The following is a 14,637-nucleotide window of genomic DNA, read 5'->3' as shown; positions in this document are numbered from 1 at the left end:
GCCTCATGACCGCGATGCTTCTGCCGTCGACCATCGAACACGAAATGCTCGGCACCCTGCGCGTGCCGGAATACGCCGACGTGACCGCCGCCGCCGAGCGCCTGGCGCCCTACGTGCGCCGCACCATGCTGCTGCGCTCGCCAGCGCTGGATGAACGGGCGCAGGCGCCCATCTGGCTGAAGCTGGAAAACCTGCAGGTGACAGGCTCCTTCAAGGCCCGCGGCGCGTTCAACGCCCTGCTGAACATGGACCCGGCGCAGCGCGAGCGCGGCGTGGTGGCCTATTCCACCGGCAATCACGGCCAAGCCGTCGCCTGGGCCAGCCGCTGCCTGCGTGTGCCGGCCACCATCGTGATGCCGGTGGATGCGCCGGAAAACAAGGTCGAGAAGGCGCTGCGCCACGGCGCCAAGGTCGTGCGCTACGACCGCACGCGCGAAAGCCGCGAAGAGATCGGGATGCGCCTGCTGGCCGAGACCGGCGCCACGCTGCTGCCGCCCGGCGACCATCCCGACGTGCTGGCAGCCCAGGGCACGCTGGCCCTGGAGGCGCTGCAGGATCTGCCGGCCGCCGCGCGCGCCAATCTTGGCCTCTTCGCCACGCCTTGCGGCGGGGGCGGCATGGCGGCGGGTTGCTCGCTGGTGCTGCGCGAACTGGCGCCGCAGGCCCGGATGGTGGCGGTGGAACCGCGTGAGTTCGACGACACGGTGCGGTCGCTGGCCTCGGGCAAGCGCGAGACCAATCCGGCGGGCGCCAAGACCTTGTGCGACGCGCTGCAGGCTGCGACGCCGGCGGAACTGCCTTATGCCATCAACAGCCGCTGCCTGAGCGCGGCCGTGTCGGTGAGCGATGACGACGTCGCCGCGGCCATCCGCTTTGCGCTGGACGAATTGCGCCTGGTGGTCGAGCCGGGCGGCGCGGTGGCGCTGGCTGCGCTGCTGGCGGGAAAGCTGTCTGCCGAAGGCCGCGACGCGGTCATCGTGCTGTCGGGCGGAAACATCGATCTGCCGCTGTTGCGTCAGATCGCACTGGGCTGAGCGCTCGCGCGACCGTCCAGGCCGGCGGGGCCGCAAGCCTCGCCGCGCAGTACCGGCGTCTTTTGGGCGCCGTGCAAGACCCGCGGGGGACGCAGAGCCCGCGCGGATACACCTATAACAGTCCAAGGAAGAAAACCATGTCCACGTTCCAAAGCAGCGCCAAGCGCTGGCTCGCGGCAGCGAGCGCAGTGATGAGCCTGACCGCGGCGTCCGCCGCCCAGGCCGCCTATCCCGAGCACGCCGTCACGATCGTCGTGCCGTTCAATACCGGCACCACCCCCGATCTCGTATCGCGCCTGCTGGCCGCCGAAATGGCCAAGCAGACCGGCGGCAACTTCGTCGTGCAGAACCGCACCGGCGCGTCCGGCATCATCGGCACGCAGGCGGTGGCCAACGCCTCGCCCGACGGCTACACCATCGGCTTTGCCAATGTGGCCACGCTGGCGATCAACCAGAGCCTGTACGCCAAGCTGCAGTACGACGCCGACAAGCAGCTGGCGCCGGTCGCGCTGACCGGTTCCGTGCAGAACCTGCTGGCCGTGCGTCCCGGCCTGAACGTCAAGAGCGTCGCCGAGCTGATCGCTTTGGCAAAGAAGGAACCGGGCAAGCTGGTCGTGTCGTCGGGCGGCAACGGCACCACCGGGCACCTGAGCGCGGCGATGTTCGGCGCGATGGCGGGCGTGGAGTTGATGCACGTGCCCTACAAGGGCGGGGTCGAGGCGGACCTGGCCGTGCTGCGCGGCGAAGCCGACCTGGTGTTCGACAATATCTCGTCCATCGCCGCATTCGTGGACCAGGGCAAGGTCGTGCCGCTGGCCGTGACCGACCTGCAACGCGATCCGTCCATGCCCAACCTGGCCACGCTGGACGAGCAAGGCCTGAAGGGCTATCGCGCCGTGGCCTGGACGGGCTATGTCGCGCCGGCCGGCACCGATCCCAAGGTGCTGGACTACCTGAACGCCACGATCAACAACGCGCTGCAGTCGCCGGACGTCCAGGAAAAGCTCAAGGCCCTGTCCTACGTGCCCAACGTCGGTCCGCGCCAGCAGTTGTTTGACCGCGCACATGCCGAGCGTCCCGTCTGGGCGCAGGTGATCAAGCAGGCCAACGTCAAGATCGACTGAGCCTCATGAATCACGAACGCTACGATCTGCTGATCCGTGGAGGCACGGTGATCGACGGGACCGGCGCCGATCGCGTCCGGGCCGATGTTGGCGTGCGCGGCGGCCGCATCGCGGCCGTCGGCGACCTGGGGGGCGCTGTGGCCGACCAGGTGCTGGCGGCGGACGGGCGCATCGTGTCGCCCGGTTTCATCGACACGCACACCCACGACGACCGCTACCTGTCGATCGATCCCGGCATGCCAGCCAAGCTGAGCCAGGGCGTCACCACGGTGGTGACCGGCAACTGCGGCATCAGCCAGGCGCCGTGGCGTTCGGGCTGGCGCAGCGAGGTGCCTGCGCCCGTCAATCTGCTGGGCAACGATGTCGGCGATTTTCCGTACGAGACGTTTCGCGCCTACCTGGACAACCTGGACCGCCACCCGCCTGCCGTGAACGCGGCCTGCCTGGTGGGGCACACGTCGCTACGCGCCGCCGCGATGGACGACCTGGACCGCCCGGCAACCGCCGCCGAGATCGAGCACATGCAGGCGCTGCTGCGCGAGGCCATGCAGAGCGGCGCCGTCGGCCTGTCCACCGGCACCGCGTATCCGGCCGCCATGCCGGCGACGCTGGATGAACTGATGGCGGTGGCCAGCGTGCTGCGCGAGTATGGCGGGCTGTACGCCAGCCATATCCGCGATGAAGGCGACCGCATCTTCGCGGCGCTGGATGAAGCCTTTGCGGTCGGGGCGGCGGGCGGCGCGGCCGTGCTGATTTCGCACCACAAGCTGATCGGTCCTCGCAACCATGGGCGCTCGGTGCAGACGCTGGCGCACATCGGCCAGGCCAGCCAGCGTCAGGAGGTGGCGCTGGACTGCTATCCCTACGTGGCCGGATCCACGATCCTGCGCAAGGATCGCCTGGCGGTATCCAGCCGGGTCATCGTGACCAAGTCCGTGCCGTATCCGCAGTACGCGGGGCGCGATCTGGACGATATCGCCCGCGACATGGGGCTGAGTCCGGAAGACGCGGTCGATGCGCTGCAACCGGCGGGCGCCATCTACTTCATCATGGACGAGGCCGATGTCGAGCGCATCCTCGCGTACCCAGGCACGATGATCGGTTCGGACGGCATGCCCCACGACCCTGCACCCCATCCGCGCCTGTGGGGCACCTTTCCGCGGGTGCTGGGTCACTATTGCCGCGACGTCGGGCTGTTCACGCTGGAGCAGGCGGTGCACAAGATGACGGGCAAGCCGGCCGCGTACTTCCGGCTTCCCGCGCGCGGGCGCATCGCCGAGGGTTTTGCGGCCGACATTGTTGTCTTCGACGCGGACGCGATTGCGGACACCGCCACCTGGGCCGCGCCGACGAGCCAGGCGCAGGGTATTGATTATGTGTTGGTCAACGGGCGCTTGGCGTGGCGGTTCGGCGCCAGCACGGGAACGCGTGCTGGAAGGGTCATACGGCCGAAGGGGTGACGGAAGGGCCGTCTTGGTCACACGCTTTCCTCCCGAGGCCGGCGGTGAGACTGTGCCAGCACCTGCCAGCTCGTCGCGTCAACGCTGGCCGTCATGCACCGAGACCGCCTCCTTCGTGAGTCCGCCCAGCCTTGAATGCACGCGGCCCCCGGTACCCATCACCAGCGCAAACAGGATCTCGTTCGCGCGCGGGGAGTCCTGTATGCCGATCTCAATGCTGTTGAAATGGCTGCGCACATACGAGGCATGAATGTAGTGAACAGGGACCATCATGCGATAGCCGGCGACGGCCACGGCTTTGACCGCCGGCACCATGGCCTTCGGTTCACGCAGAACGCTGCGCATCGCCCAGCCGCCGGCTTCATGCCACACGGCGCCATGCTCCATTTCGCCGTCCAGACCGACGATTGCAGCCTTGCTGTAAACCTCTACGTTCTCTCTGCCCAGCGTGTCCACCAATTCGCTGGCCAGTAGCGTGCCGAGTTCACGCAATTCGGCCATGAAGGGCATCAAGTCCGGTTCGTAGCGTCCGGCATACGGGTTCTTGATGACGGCGCAGGACGCGGCGAGCTTTAGAGGACGCTCCGGCGCGGGACCGTTTTCGTGAAAGCTGGTTTCGATGATTAGGCATCGTTTGCGGATATCGATGAGCGACATTTAGGCTCCTTGGGTTGGCGTTACTGCGGCGGAATGCCGGTTTCCTTGATGATGGCCGCCCACTTGTCGATCTCGGTGCCTATGAAGGCCCCGAATTCTGCCGGGCCTTGCGTCTTGACTGTGAGTCCCTGGCGGGCATAGGTTTCCTGGAGTTCCTTGTCGGCGAGCGCAGTGTCCAGCGATTTGGCCAGGCGTTCGACGATGGGCTTGGGCAGATTGGCCGGTCCCATCAAGCCGAACCACACGGTCAGGTCGAATCCGGGCGCGCCGCTTTCGTTCAGGGTGGGGATATCGGGGGCGAGCGCGAAGCGCTCTGGTGTGCTGACGCCATACGTCTTCACCTTGCCGGCGCGCGCCTGTTGCAGGCCGTTGGCGAGATCGGTGAAGGTCAGGTCGACGGTGCCGCCGATGACGTCGGTCAGCGCCTGGGGACCGCCTCGGTAGGGCACCGGCGTGACGTTGATGTTGCCCATCGCGGCGAGCTTAGCCCCAAACACCTGAGCGCTGCCGGAGCCGTAGGCGTAGGTCAGTTTGCCGGGATGCTGGCGGCCATAGGCGAAGAGTTCGCCCACGTTGCTTCCCGCGACTTTGGGCCTGCCCACCAGAATGTATGGGGTTTCCGCGACGGCGCCGATCGGCGCAAGGTCCTTCGCTGGGTTATAGGGCAGATCTTTGAACAGGCTGACTCCGCTGGCAGCGGTGGACACGCCGACCACCACGAGCGTGTACCCATCGGGCTTGCTGCGGGCGACGTCGTGCGTGCCGATGATGCCGTTGGCGCCTGGTTTGTTCTCGACGACCACGGGCTGACCCAGGTCGGCGGCCATGTGCTTGCCCAGGCTGCGCGCCACCACGTCGGTGATGCTACCCGGCGGGAACGGCACGACCATGCGTATCGGGTGCTCCGGATAGGTTGCCGCGAGCGTGGGTGTGGCCGGGGCGAGGCCCAAGGCGATTGCCAGGGTGATGGCGGTGGCGGATCTGTGCTTCATATGTCTCCCCTCGATGGGTGTCGGTATCGCGGTCCGCGCATGGCGTGCAGCCGGTCCATCCGTGGTCTTGGCCGCGAGCCGGCGTCAGGCGGCGTCGCGTTGCGCTTCCAGGTAGCGATATATTTCCGTGTTGTCGGCATTGGCCGGCAACGCCTGCTGCGCTTGCTGCCAGATGGAGGCGCACAGCGAGAGCAGCGGCGCGGGCAAGCCAGCCAGTTCCTGCAGGCTATCGGCGGTGCGTAGGTCCTTGGCCATTAGCGCCAGGGCGAATCCTCCATTGAAGGTGCGCGGCACGACGAACTGCGCGAGCTTGGTCTCGGTCGCCACGTTGCGACCGCTGGATGCATTGAGCACTTGCGTGAAAACGTCCAGGTTGAGGTCCATGCCCTGCGCGATCAGCAGCGCTTCGCTGGCGGCAAGCAGTCCTGCCGCGTAGACGTAGTTGTTCAGCGCCTTCATGGAATGGGCAGAGCCTACCGCTCCTGTGTGAATGACGGGCGCGCCCATGTGGGACAGAATAGGGCGCACACGTTCCAGGTCGGCTTCGTCACCGCCCGCCATGATGGCAAGCGTGCCGTTGGCGGCCTTGGCCACCGCGCCCGATACTGGGGCGTCGATAAGCGTGATGCCGGCCTTGCGCAGCCGCGGCGCGAGTCGCAGCGTTTCAGCGGGGTTCGACGACCCCATGTCGATCAGCGTCGCGCCGCGCGGTAGCAGTGCGGCCAGGCCAGGCTCGCCGTCGGCGCCTTCGATCACGGCGTTGGTGATGGCGCTGTTGGGCAGCATCGTAATGATCACGCCGCAACTGGTCAGGTCGGCGAGGCTGGCGGCCGCGTGCAGGCTGCGGTCCCAGGCGGGGTGCAGCTTCAGGCTGTCGAGCCGGCGCGAATCAAGGTCATAGGCCCAGATATCGATTCCCGGTGCACGCGCAAGGTTTTCCAGCATCGGCAGGCCCATCATTCCGAGCCCTATAAATCCCAGCTTCAACATCATGCAATTCCTTTATCGAGTCGCGCGGAATAAGGGGCCGGCGACGCCTTAGGATGCTACCGATGCGGCCAGGATTTCTCCTATGCTAAGTTGGCGCGGGGATATAACAATCGATTATTGGATGGAGACGATGCGGTTCAAACTGAGACAGATGGAAGTGTTCCGGGCGGTGATGCTCACAGGTTCCATGAACGGGGCGGCAAAGCTGTTGTTCGTGTCGCAACCCGCCGTCAGCCGCCTGATCGCGCACACCGAACAAAGCCTGGGCCTGCAATTGTTCGACCGGGACAAGGGAAAGCTGACGCCCACGCAGGAGGCCCGTCGCCTCTTTGATGAAGTGGGCCCCCTGTTCGAGGAAGCGCTGCGAATCGACGAATTCGCGCGCGATCTGGCAGCGCGACCAGAAGGCGCGCTGACGCTGTGTTCCAGCCCCAGTCTTGCGCTGAACTTTCTGCCGCCGGTACTGGCAGGCTATCTAGAGCGCTATCCGAATGTGCGGGTGAACTATCACACCACCTTGCTGGCGGACATGGCGCACGAACTGCTGGGCCGCAAGGCGGAGTTGGCGGTGTCGGTGCTGCCAATCGACCACCCCAACCTGATTGTCGAGCCGTTTGCCACGGGCGAGATGGTCTGCATCCTGCCAGAAGGGCATCCGTTGACGGCGCAGGCCGACGTCGGACTGGCCGAACTGGCCGTCTGCCGGTTGGTGCTGTACAGCCGCAACATTCCGTTCGGACGGCTGGTCGCAGCGGCTTTCCAACGGGCGGGGGTGACTTGGAACGCGTCGGTCGACATCGTGCGCGCGGAACTTGCTTGCGCGCTGGTGCGGGCAGGCGCGGGCGTGGCCATTGTGGATCAGTTTTCGGTCGGGGGTGCAGGATGGCCGGGCGTGGCAGTTCGCCCGCTACGCGAATCGATACCGCTGGCGTTGAGCCTAGTCCGATCTCGCTTCGATACGCCCAGCCGTCATGTGCAGCGATTCATGCGCGTGTTGAAGGAACACGCCCGTCACACCATGCCCTGATCGCGCGCCGCGGCGCGCGAGGGTTCCGGCTTCTAGGCTATGCCGTCGTCGCTGCCCGCGGCTGAAGACGCTATGCGCATGGGCTTGCCGCCGTGCTCCCTCGGGGGGGATGGCGGGCCCGGCTCAGGAGGCGCAACTCGCTGAGAACGACGCGCAGCAATGGCGAAGGCAGGTCGTCCCGGCGGACATATACGCCAACCGAACGGGAGATCGCGCCATGCAGGCGGCATTTTCGGACTCCCCGTTGCGTGGAGTTGTCCAGAGATGATTCGGGCAGCAGCGCGATACCGCAGTTGTGCTGCACGAAGCGCGCAATGGTATTGAGGTCACGCAGGGCGTAGACCGGATTAAAAGGCTCCGAAGCAGCTTGAAAGGCGCGATCAGTAAGGCTCCGCACACTCGTGCCGGGGGGCATGCTGATCAAGGGCAGGCGCGCCAGTTTCGCGGGTATCCAATGACGAACTTCGGGCTTCATTTGAGCACTATGGAATAGCGCGAAAGGTTCAGCGAACAGCTCTTCATAGACGAGGTCGAAGGCGTCTTCGTCCCGGAGGGTGGTGATGGCAATGTCCACTTGTCGATCGCGGAGCAGTTGCAGCGCTTCGCTCGCGATGGAATCGAAGAATTCAACCTCGATTCTGGGCTGCTTGCTCGCCAAGCATCCGATAAGCAATGGGACGAGTGAGGCGGCAAGCGTGGGTAGCGCCGCCACTGACACTCGGTTGTTGCGGTCCCTTAGTCGCTGAGTCAGTTCATGCATGCCCTTTTCGTGTTGGGTCATGAGCCGGCGGGCAATTCCGAGAATGTGCTGGCCTTCTCGAGACAGGCGCACCGAGCGTGTGGTGCGCTCGAAGAGCTTTATGCCCAAGGTTTCTTCCGTGTCCTTCAGCAGTTTGCTGAGCGTCGGCTGCGTGACGTGAAGGATCTCGGCGGCCCTTTGAAAATTCAACGTTTCGGCCAGCAGAACAAAAATGCGCAGTTGTCTTGGCGTTAGATTCATTCTTTTTTTCTACCAATGTTATCCAAATCGGAACTTAACCTCGGCGTTTCGTGGCCTTAGCCTCTGCATCACTGACGATCTCTGGAGTTGCGATGTTTCGCCTTGATGGAAAAGTGGCCCTTGTTACCGGATGCGGAACGCTGGGAGATGGTTGGGGCAACGGCAAGGCTGCCGCCGCCGTGCTGGCCAGGCAGGGAGCGCAGATCTACGGATGCGACCTGGACATCGAAGCGGCACGCCAGTGCGCCGATGCGGTGGCCGCCGAGGGGGGCGTGATCACCGTCAAACAGTGCGATGTCACGGATGCCAGCCAGGTCGAAGAACTGGTGCGATCGTGCATAGACACCTATGGGCGCATTGACGTCCTTGTAAACAACGTTGGCCGTTCTGAACCAGGCGATCCTGTGTCGATGTCTCAGGATATTTGGAACGATCAGATCCAGGTCAATTTGACTTCCGCATTCCTGTGCTGCAAGCACGTTATACCTGTCATGAAGAGCGCTGGTGGAGGCTCGATTATCAACATTTCCTCCATCGCAGGGTTGCGTTATGCGGGCAAACCCCAGGTCGGCTACGCGGCGGCCAAGGCGGCGCTGATGCAGATGACGGCCACTACCGCCGTGATCTATGCGGGCGACGGGGTAAGGCTGAATTCCGTGGTTCCCGGATTGATGTTCACGCCACTTGTGGAGCGCCTGGCCCAGAAATATGCAAAGGGCGACTACGAAGGCTTCGTGGCGCACCGGCACGCCCAGGTGCCATCCGGACGGATGGGCGATGCGTGGGATGTGGCCCATGCGGTGGCCTTCCTGGCGAGCGATGAAAGCCGCTATATCACTGGGCAGCAAATTGTGGTGGATGGTGGAATCACCATGGCCACCCGCTGATCGGAAGACGCGCGATGACTGACAACAGGCACGCGGGCGAGGGGCGCCTGGCCGGCAAGGTGGCAGTGGTGTTCGGGGCCGGCTGCGTCGGCCCGGGGTGGGGCAATGGACGCGCGATCTCCGTGCGCTTTGCGCAGGAAGGCGCGCGAGTCGTGGCCGTGGATAAGCGCCCAGAATCGCTGCCGGAGACCTTGGAACTGGCAGGCGCTTTCCGGGCAAACATCGAAACGCGCATCTGCGACGTCGAAGACTCGGCGCAGGTGGCCCAACTGGTCGACATGGTGGTTCAGCGCTACGGCAGAATCGACATTTTGGTCAATAACGTCGGGGTGCCCATACCCGGCGGCGCGACCTCACTGTCCCAAGCCGATTGGCAGCGGCAGCTCAGCCTGAACCTGACGTCGGTGTTCACTACGTGCCAGCACATCCTGCCCATCATGGAATCGCAGGGCGCAGGCGCGGTCGTCAATGTTTCTTCGACCTCCGCCATTCGGTGGACTGGGGCGCCGCAGGTCGCGTATGCGGCCGCCAAAGCGGGTGTTGCCCAGTTCGGCCGCGTCGTCGGCGTGGAATTCGCCAAAAAAGGCGTGCGCATCAACACTGTTTTGCCGGGCCAGTTGCATACGCCATTGGTTGATGCCTTCCTGGCCGGCCAGCAGGCAGCGGGCGATATCGAGGTCCTGCTGGAGCGTCGTCGGCGGCGCATTCCGCTGCCGCTTTCCGGAGACGGCCGAGATACCGCCAACGCCGTCCTGTTTCTGGCCTCGGACGAAGCGCGGTTCATCACAGGTACCGAGCTGGTGGTGGATGGGGGCATGAGTGCCCGGTGTGACTGACAACTGAAAAAAGGGGACCAACATGGCGCGAATCGAGTACGCGGATGCTTCAAGACCGGAAACGCGGTCGCTGGTGGAACGGATAGAACGGGAGCGGTCCAGTCTGCCGAATCTGTATCGGATGCTGCTTAACAGCCCGCCGGTCGCACAGGGCTGGCTGGCGTATCTGACCGCAATACGGCAACAGAGCGGATTGCCCGCGAAGCTGCGGGAAATGCTCATTCTGCGGGTCGCTGTGCTGAATCAGGCGGACTATGAGTTCGAGCAGCACTTGCCCATCGCCTTGCGGGCGGGATGTAGCCAAGTCCAGGTGGATGGGTTGAGGGCCGGCGACTTTACAGCGTTGGATGCGGGCGAGCGCGCGGCGATGCGGTATTGCGACGAGATGACGCGCGACATCCGCGTCCAGGACGCCACGTTCGGCGCGGTGCGGGAGGCATTCGACGACAAGGAAATCGTGGAGATAACGGCCACTGTCGCCGCCTACAACATGGTGTCGCGTTTCCTGGAGGCGATCCAGATCGATCACGAGTAGACGGCGCATTCGATAGCCGACGAATAACAACACAAGGAGACAGACATGTACGGACTTAAAGGATTGGGCGGCGCTTTGGCGTGCTTGACGCTGGGCTTTGCCTTGATCGCTCCGGCTCACGCCGGATGGCCGGAAAAGCCGGTGCAGTTGGTCATTCCGTTTGCTCCCGGCGATACCGACCAGATGCTACGGCCCATCACCGAGAGAATGGGGCAGTACCTGGGCCAGCCGATCGTGATGAACTACAAGCCAGGCGCGGGAGGCGGCATTGGCGCCGCCTATACGGCGTCGGCTGCGCCGGACGGCTACACCATCGTGGGAAGCTCGCCTGGGGCGCTGGTGGTGGTGCCGCTGGCCAACAAAGAGATGAAGTACACGACGGAATCGTTTGCGCCGGTCGTGGCGATTTCGCTGGGCGGCATGATGATCGTGGCGTCCGGCAAGTCCAAGTACAAAACGCTGGCCGACGTGGTCGCCGACGCGAAGGCGCGCCCCGACGGCATTTCCTACGGCACGTCGGGCGCCATGGGCATCAGCCATCTGCTCGGCGAGACCTTTGCGTCGGAGGCGAAGGTCCAGCTACGCCACATTCCGTTCCAGGGCAGCACCCCAGCCGTAACCGCATTGCTGGGCGGACATACCGACATCGCCGTATCCGCCGTGGGGCCGGCCCAGGCGCATATCCAGTCCGGCGCCTTGCGGCCGTTGGCGATCTTCAGCAGCAAACGGCTGGCGGCCTATCCGGACGTGCCAACCTTGCGCGAGCTGGGCTATGACGTCGGCAGTCCCACCCTATACGGGATCGTGGCTCCCAGGGGCACGCCGCCGCAGTTGATCGATGCCTTGTATCAGGCCGCTCGCAAGGTGGTCGCCGATCATGGCGACGAGGTGAATAAGACCCTGGGCACAATAGGCGCGGAGATCAGCGTGCTGAGTCCGCAGGATTACGGCGCCTATCTGCAGGAGCAGCGCGCGCTGTTTTCCAAGGCGATCAGCCTGATCCGGGAATGATAAGCAGCGTGAATGACCAACCACGGCTCAAGAGAAGGAACGGATTGTGACGCAGAAAGCAAACTATATCGACGGCGATTGGGTGAATGGCAACGCGACGATCACGAGCCTGAATCCCGCCGATCCTCAGGATGTGATCGGGATATACGCCAGCGCGGACGAGGCTCAGATGCGGCAGGCGATAGCGGCCGCTCGCGCCGCCGCACCCGGCTGGGAGCGCAGCGCCACCCAAGTGCGCAGCGACCTCCTGTTCCGCGTCGCCCATGAAATCCTGTCGCGCAAGGAAGAGCTGGGTGCTTTGATATCGCGTGAAGCCGGCAAGACGACGGCCGACGCGCAAGGCGAGGTCGTGCGCGCGGGGCAGGTATTCCAGTTCTTCGCGGGCGAAGCGGTCCGGTACGGCGGGGAAAGCCTGCCGTCCGTGCGCCCGGACATCGGGGTGCAAATCAGCAGGCACCCGGTCGGCGTGGTGTCCATGATTACACCGTGGAACTTTCCGATCGCGATTCCTGCCTGGAAGATCGCACCGGCGATCGCCTTCGGCAACACGCTGGTGCTCAAGCCTTCCGAGTACACGCCGGGGGTGGCCTGGGAATTGTTCGCCATCCTGGAGCGGGCCGGCTTGCCCAAGGGCGTCGCGAATCTGGTCAACGGCGAAGGCGCGGCGGCTGGCCGGGCGCTGCTGGAAGGCGTCGATGCGGTGAGCTTCACGGGCAGCGTCGCCACGGGCCGAAAGATTGCCGCGGCGGCATCAGAGCGAATGATTCGGGTTCAGCTGGAGATGGGAGGTAAAAATCCGCTGGTCGTGCTCGACGATGCCGATCTCGATGTGGCTGTGGAGTGCGCGCTGAATGGCGCGTTCTACTCGGCGGGCCAGCGCTGCACCGCGAGCAGCCGGTTGATCGTAGCGGACGGCATCCACGACCGGTTCGTGCAGGCCCTGACGACAAGAATGCGCGCGCTGGTGGTAGGTGATCCGCGAGACTCGGTGACCCAGATCGGCCCGATCATCAACGCCCCGCAACTGGAAAAAATTCTGGGGTACATCGAAATCGGACGCGGCGAGGGTGCGATGGTGGCAGAGGGCGGAAAACGCGTAGTGGCCGCGACTGCTGGCAACTTTGTGCGCCCGACGCTATTCACCGAAAGCAGTAATGCGATGCGCATCAATCGCGAAGAAATATTCGGGCCGGTCGCGGCCGTTATTCGGGTGTCGGGCTACGACGAGGCCCTTCAGGTTGCGAATGACACGCCATTCGGTCTGTCATCTGGCATATGCACGACCTCGCTCAAGTACGCAACCCACTACCGCCTGAATGTGCGCAGCGGACTCACGATGGTGAACCTGCCTACCGCCGGTCTGGACTACCACGTCCCCTTCGGTGGCGTGAAGGCGTCCAGTTTCGGGCCGCGAGAACAGGGACGCTACGCCGTGGACTTCTACACCTCGACCAAGACCGCCTATATAGGCTACTGATCGGTCATCCGCGTCATGCAGCTACCCGCCCTTTCCGGCGGGTTTCTGTCGTGGCGCGGCCGACGTGCGCGGGTGCGCTGGCACAGTCCTGGGGGGCGCGCCAGACGCCAGGCCGACCGGGCACGCCGACCCAGTTCTGATACGAAGATGCTATCGACCCAGCGGAATTTCGGTATTGGACCTCGAATCACGTTCTTCGCAAAATAGCTACGGCATCCATTTGTCATTGCCAGCGATGACTCGAGGGCGCGGCGTCGAATAGAACTTGGTCGTGGTTGTACAGCACTTATAAACACTATTAAGCGTGGAGACAACGATGGGATTGAATAGAAGAATAGGGATGTGGGCTTTGGTCGGCGGCCTTCTCATAGCCGGATCGGCGGCCGCGCAGTCGCCCAAGCCGGTGAACATTGGCGTGATGAGCGACATGTCTGGCCTCTACTCGCAAATCGGGGGGCGAGGCTCCGTGGTGGCCGCGCAAATGGCCGTGGACGACTTTGGCGGTGAGATTTTCGGCCGCCCGATCAAAGTGTTGTCGGCGGACCATCTGAACAAACCCGACATTGCCGCGGCGCGGGCGCGCGAATGGGTGGATCGCGACGGTGTCGTCATGATGACCGACGTGCTGGGATCCGCGACAGGCATTGCCGTCCAGAACCTCTTGGCGGAGAAGAACTTCGTCATCATGAACACGGGCACGGCCTCGTCCGCCATCACGAACAAGGAATGCTCGCCGTATAGCACTCATTGGTCGTACGACACCCAGGCAATCGCGGCGTCAAGCGCCGCCGCTACCCTGAGCGAGCAAGGCGATTCCTGGTTTTTCATTACCGCGGATTATGCGTTTGGCCACATGCTCCAGGCTGACGCCACGAAAGTACTGACGAAAGGCGGCGGCAAGGTCGTTGGCACGGTCAAGCACCCGTTGAACAGCGGCGACTTCTCTTCTTACATCCTGCAGGGCCAAGCCTCGGGCGCCAAGGTAATCGTCTTGGCCAATACGGGTGGAGACGCGACCAACGCCATTCGGCAAGCCAAAGAGTTCGGCGTGATCAGCTCAGGCCAGAAGGTTGTGCCTTTGCTGATTTTCGACAGCGATATCAAGGGCTTGGGGCTGGACGTCGTGCAAGGCGTCAAGTACACGACGGGCTTCTATTGGGATTACGACGACCGCACGCGGGAATGGTCCAAGCGCTTCTTCGAAAAGCACCGCGCACAGGCCAGCATGGTGCAAGCGGCGACCTACTCGGCGACGTTGGCGTACTTGCAGGCGGCAAAGGCAGTGGGCAGTTTCGATCGGGATAAGGTGATGGCGAAACTGCGTGAAACGCCCATCGACGATATGTTCGCGCGAAATGCGACGCTGAGGGAAGATGGGCTGCTCGTGCACGACATGTACATGGCACAGGTCAAGACGCCTGGCGAGTCGAAAGGGGAATGGGATATCGCCAAGGTGATCAAGGTGATACCGGGCAACGAAGCGTTCGCCCCGATTTCCGAAAGCCAGTGCCCCTATCTGAAGCGCGGCTGAATCGGCGGTTGCCCACGAGCTGGATGAGCGGCGTAGCCGCAAGTGCCAGATCCTGGTCGTGATAATGGGACCCGCG

14 protein-coding genes are annotated in these 14,637 nt (G+C 64.0%); 10 read left to right on the top strand and 4 right to left on the bottom strand.

Annotation, left to right across the window (positions count from 1 at the left end; genetic code table 11):
* Positions 1–5 precede the first annotated feature (5 nt).
* The 3 genes from BMW75_RS27415 (at position 6) to BMW75_RS27405 (ending at position 3,618) form a co-directional block, all read left to right on the top strand.
* On the top strand, positions 6–1,034 hold the full coding sequence (locus BMW75_RS27415) for a threonine ammonia-lyase (RefSeq protein ID WP_175493286.1): 1,029 nt from the start codon (positions 6–8) through the stop codon (positions 1,032–1,034).
* 137 nt (positions 1,035–1,171) lie between these two features.
* A complete protein-coding gene (locus BMW75_RS27410) occupies positions 1,172–2,158 on the top strand; it encodes a Bug family tripartite tricarboxylate transporter substrate binding protein (RefSeq protein ID WP_092582681.1) in 987 nt (328 codons plus the stop codon).
* Between the two features lie 5 nt (positions 2,159–2,163).
* Positions 2,164–3,618, top strand: coding sequence for an N-acyl-D-amino-acid deacylase family protein (locus tag BMW75_RS27405; protein ID WP_092582680.1), 1,455 nt, complete (start codon positions 2,164–2,166; stop codon positions 3,616–3,618).
* Positions 3,619–3,696: 78 nt separating this feature from the next.
* On the opposite strand, the gene BMW75_RS27400 is transcribed toward BMW75_RS27405, so the two are convergent.
* From BMW75_RS27400 to BMW75_RS27390, 3 genes are all read right to left on the bottom strand, one after another.
* Positions 3,697–4,275 carry an amino acid synthesis family protein gene (locus tag BMW75_RS27400; RefSeq protein ID WP_092582679.1) on the bottom strand — a complete coding sequence of 193 codons (579 nt, stop codon included), beginning with the start codon at positions 4,273–4,275 and terminating at the stop codon, positions 3,697–3,699.
* A 20-nt stretch (positions 4,276–4,295) separates the two neighbouring features.
* Positions 4,296–5,267 carry a Bug family tripartite tricarboxylate transporter substrate binding protein gene (locus BMW75_RS27395; protein WP_092582678.1) on the bottom strand — a complete coding sequence of 324 codons (972 nt, stop codon included), beginning with the start codon at positions 5,265–5,267 and terminating at the stop codon, positions 4,296–4,298.
* 84 nt (positions 5,268–5,351) lie between these two features.
* Complete coding sequence (locus tag BMW75_RS27390; protein WP_092582677.1) at positions 5,352–6,260, bottom strand: NAD(P)-dependent oxidoreductase; 909 nt, start codon at positions 6,258–6,260, stop codon at positions 5,352–5,354.
* A 127-nt stretch (positions 6,261–6,387) separates the two neighbouring features.
* Between BMW75_RS27390 and BMW75_RS27385 the strand changes: the two genes are divergently transcribed.
* A complete protein-coding gene (locus tag BMW75_RS27385) occupies positions 6,388–7,284 on the top strand; it encodes a LysR substrate-binding domain-containing protein (protein ID WP_092582676.1) in 897 nt (298 codons plus the stop codon).
* 70 nt (positions 7,285–7,354) lie between these two features.
* Here the strand turns inward: BMW75_RS27385 and BMW75_RS27380 are convergent, their stop codons facing one another.
* Positions 7,355–8,284: a LysR family transcriptional regulator gene (locus BMW75_RS27380; RefSeq protein WP_092582675.1), complete on the bottom strand. Its 930-nt coding sequence runs from the start codon at positions 8,282–8,284 to the stop codon at positions 7,355–7,357.
* 92 nt (positions 8,285–8,376) lie between these two features.
* Here BMW75_RS27380 and BMW75_RS27375 point away from each other — a divergent pair, with 92 nt between their 5' ends.
* The 6 genes from BMW75_RS27375 to BMW75_RS27350 all read left to right on the top strand — a co-directional run bounded on the left by BMW75_RS27375 (position 8,377) and on the right by BMW75_RS27350 (position 14,561).
* The gene (locus tag BMW75_RS27375) at positions 8,377–9,171 is read left to right on the top strand and encodes an SDR family NAD(P)-dependent oxidoreductase (protein WP_092582674.1); all 795 of its coding nucleotides are present in this window, start codon (positions 8,377–8,379) and stop codon (positions 9,169–9,171) included.
* Positions 9,172–9,185: 14 nt separating this feature from the next.
* Positions 9,186–10,007: an SDR family NAD(P)-dependent oxidoreductase gene (locus BMW75_RS27370; protein ID WP_092582673.1), complete on the top strand. Its 822-nt coding sequence runs from the start codon at positions 9,186–9,188 to the stop codon at positions 10,005–10,007.
* Positions 10,008–10,029: 22 nt separating this feature from the next.
* A complete protein-coding gene (locus BMW75_RS27365) occupies positions 10,030–10,542 on the top strand; it encodes a carboxymuconolactone decarboxylase family protein (protein WP_092582672.1) in 513 nt (170 codons plus the stop codon).
* Positions 10,543–10,587: 45 nt separating this feature from the next.
* Entirely contained in the window at positions 10,588–11,553 is a 966-nt protein-coding gene (locus BMW75_RS27360; RefSeq protein WP_092582671.1) for a tripartite tricarboxylate transporter substrate binding protein, read from the top strand.
* A 46-nt stretch (positions 11,554–11,599) separates the two neighbouring features.
* On the top strand, positions 11,600–13,030 hold the full coding sequence (locus BMW75_RS27355; protein ID WP_217646976.1) for an aldehyde dehydrogenase family protein: 1,431 nt from the start codon (positions 11,600–11,602) through the stop codon (positions 13,028–13,030).
* Positions 13,031–13,370: 340 nt separating this feature from the next.
* Positions 13,371–14,561, top strand: coding sequence for an ABC transporter substrate-binding protein (locus BMW75_RS27350; protein WP_175493285.1), 1,191 nt, complete (start codon positions 13,371–13,373; stop codon positions 14,559–14,561).
* The last annotated feature ends 76 nt before the right edge of the window (positions 14,562–14,637 follow it).

This window comes from Achromobacter sp. NFACC18-2 (assembly GCF_900108985.1).
Lineage (GTDB): Bacteria > Pseudomonadota > Gammaproteobacteria > Burkholderiales > Burkholderiaceae_B > Achromobacter.
The sequence above is the reverse complement of the archived record's forward strand: the minus strand, read 5'-3'. Positions and strand labels throughout refer to the sequence as shown.

Bases quoted from the DNA above. Each gene is read 5' to 3' on its own strand.
- BMW75_RS27370 (WP_092582673.1), top strand. From the start codon at position 9,186: ATGACTGACAACAGGCACGCGGGCGAGGGGCGCCTGGCCGGCAAGGTG.
- BMW75_RS27380 (WP_092582675.1), bottom strand. From the start codon at position 8,284: ATGAATCTAACGCCAAGACAACTGCGCATTTTTGTTCTGCTGGCCGAA.
- BMW75_RS27405 (WP_092582680.1), top strand. From the start codon at position 2,164: ATGAATCACGAACGCTACGATCTGCTGATCCGTGGAGGCACGGTGATC.
- BMW75_RS27390 (WP_092582677.1), bottom strand. From the start codon at position 6,260: ATGATGTTGAAGCTGGGATTTATAGGGCTCGGAATGATGGGCCTGCCG.
- BMW75_RS27360 (WP_092582671.1), top strand. From the start codon at position 10,588: ATGTACGGACTTAAAGGATTGGGCGGCGCTTTGGCGTGCTTGACGCTG.
- BMW75_RS27365 (WP_092582672.1), top strand. From the start codon at position 10,030: ATGGCGCGAATCGAGTACGCGGATGCTTCAAGACCGGAAACGCGGTCG.
- BMW75_RS27410 (WP_092582681.1), top strand. From the start codon at position 1,172: ATGTCCACGTTCCAAAGCAGCGCCAAGCGCTGGCTCGCGGCAGCGAGC.
- BMW75_RS27385 (WP_092582676.1), top strand. From the start codon at position 6,388: ATGCGGTTCAAACTGAGACAGATGGAAGTGTTCCGGGCGGTGATGCTC.
- BMW75_RS27400 (WP_092582679.1), bottom strand. From the start codon at position 4,275: ATGTCGCTCATCGATATCCGCAAACGATGCCTAATCATCGAAACCAGC.
- BMW75_RS27350 (WP_175493285.1), top strand. From the start codon at position 13,371: ATGTGGGCTTTGGTCGGCGGCCTTCTCATAGCCGGATCGGCGGCCGCG.
- BMW75_RS27415 (WP_175493286.1), top strand. From the start codon at position 6: ATGACCGCGATGCTTCTGCCGTCGACCATCGAACACGAAATGCTCGGC.
- BMW75_RS27375 (WP_092582674.1), top strand. From the start codon at position 8,377: ATGTTTCGCCTTGATGGAAAAGTGGCCCTTGTTACCGGATGCGGAACG.
- BMW75_RS27395 (WP_092582678.1), bottom strand. From the start codon at position 5,267: ATGAAGCACAGATCCGCCACCGCCATCACCCTGGCAATCGCCTTGGGC.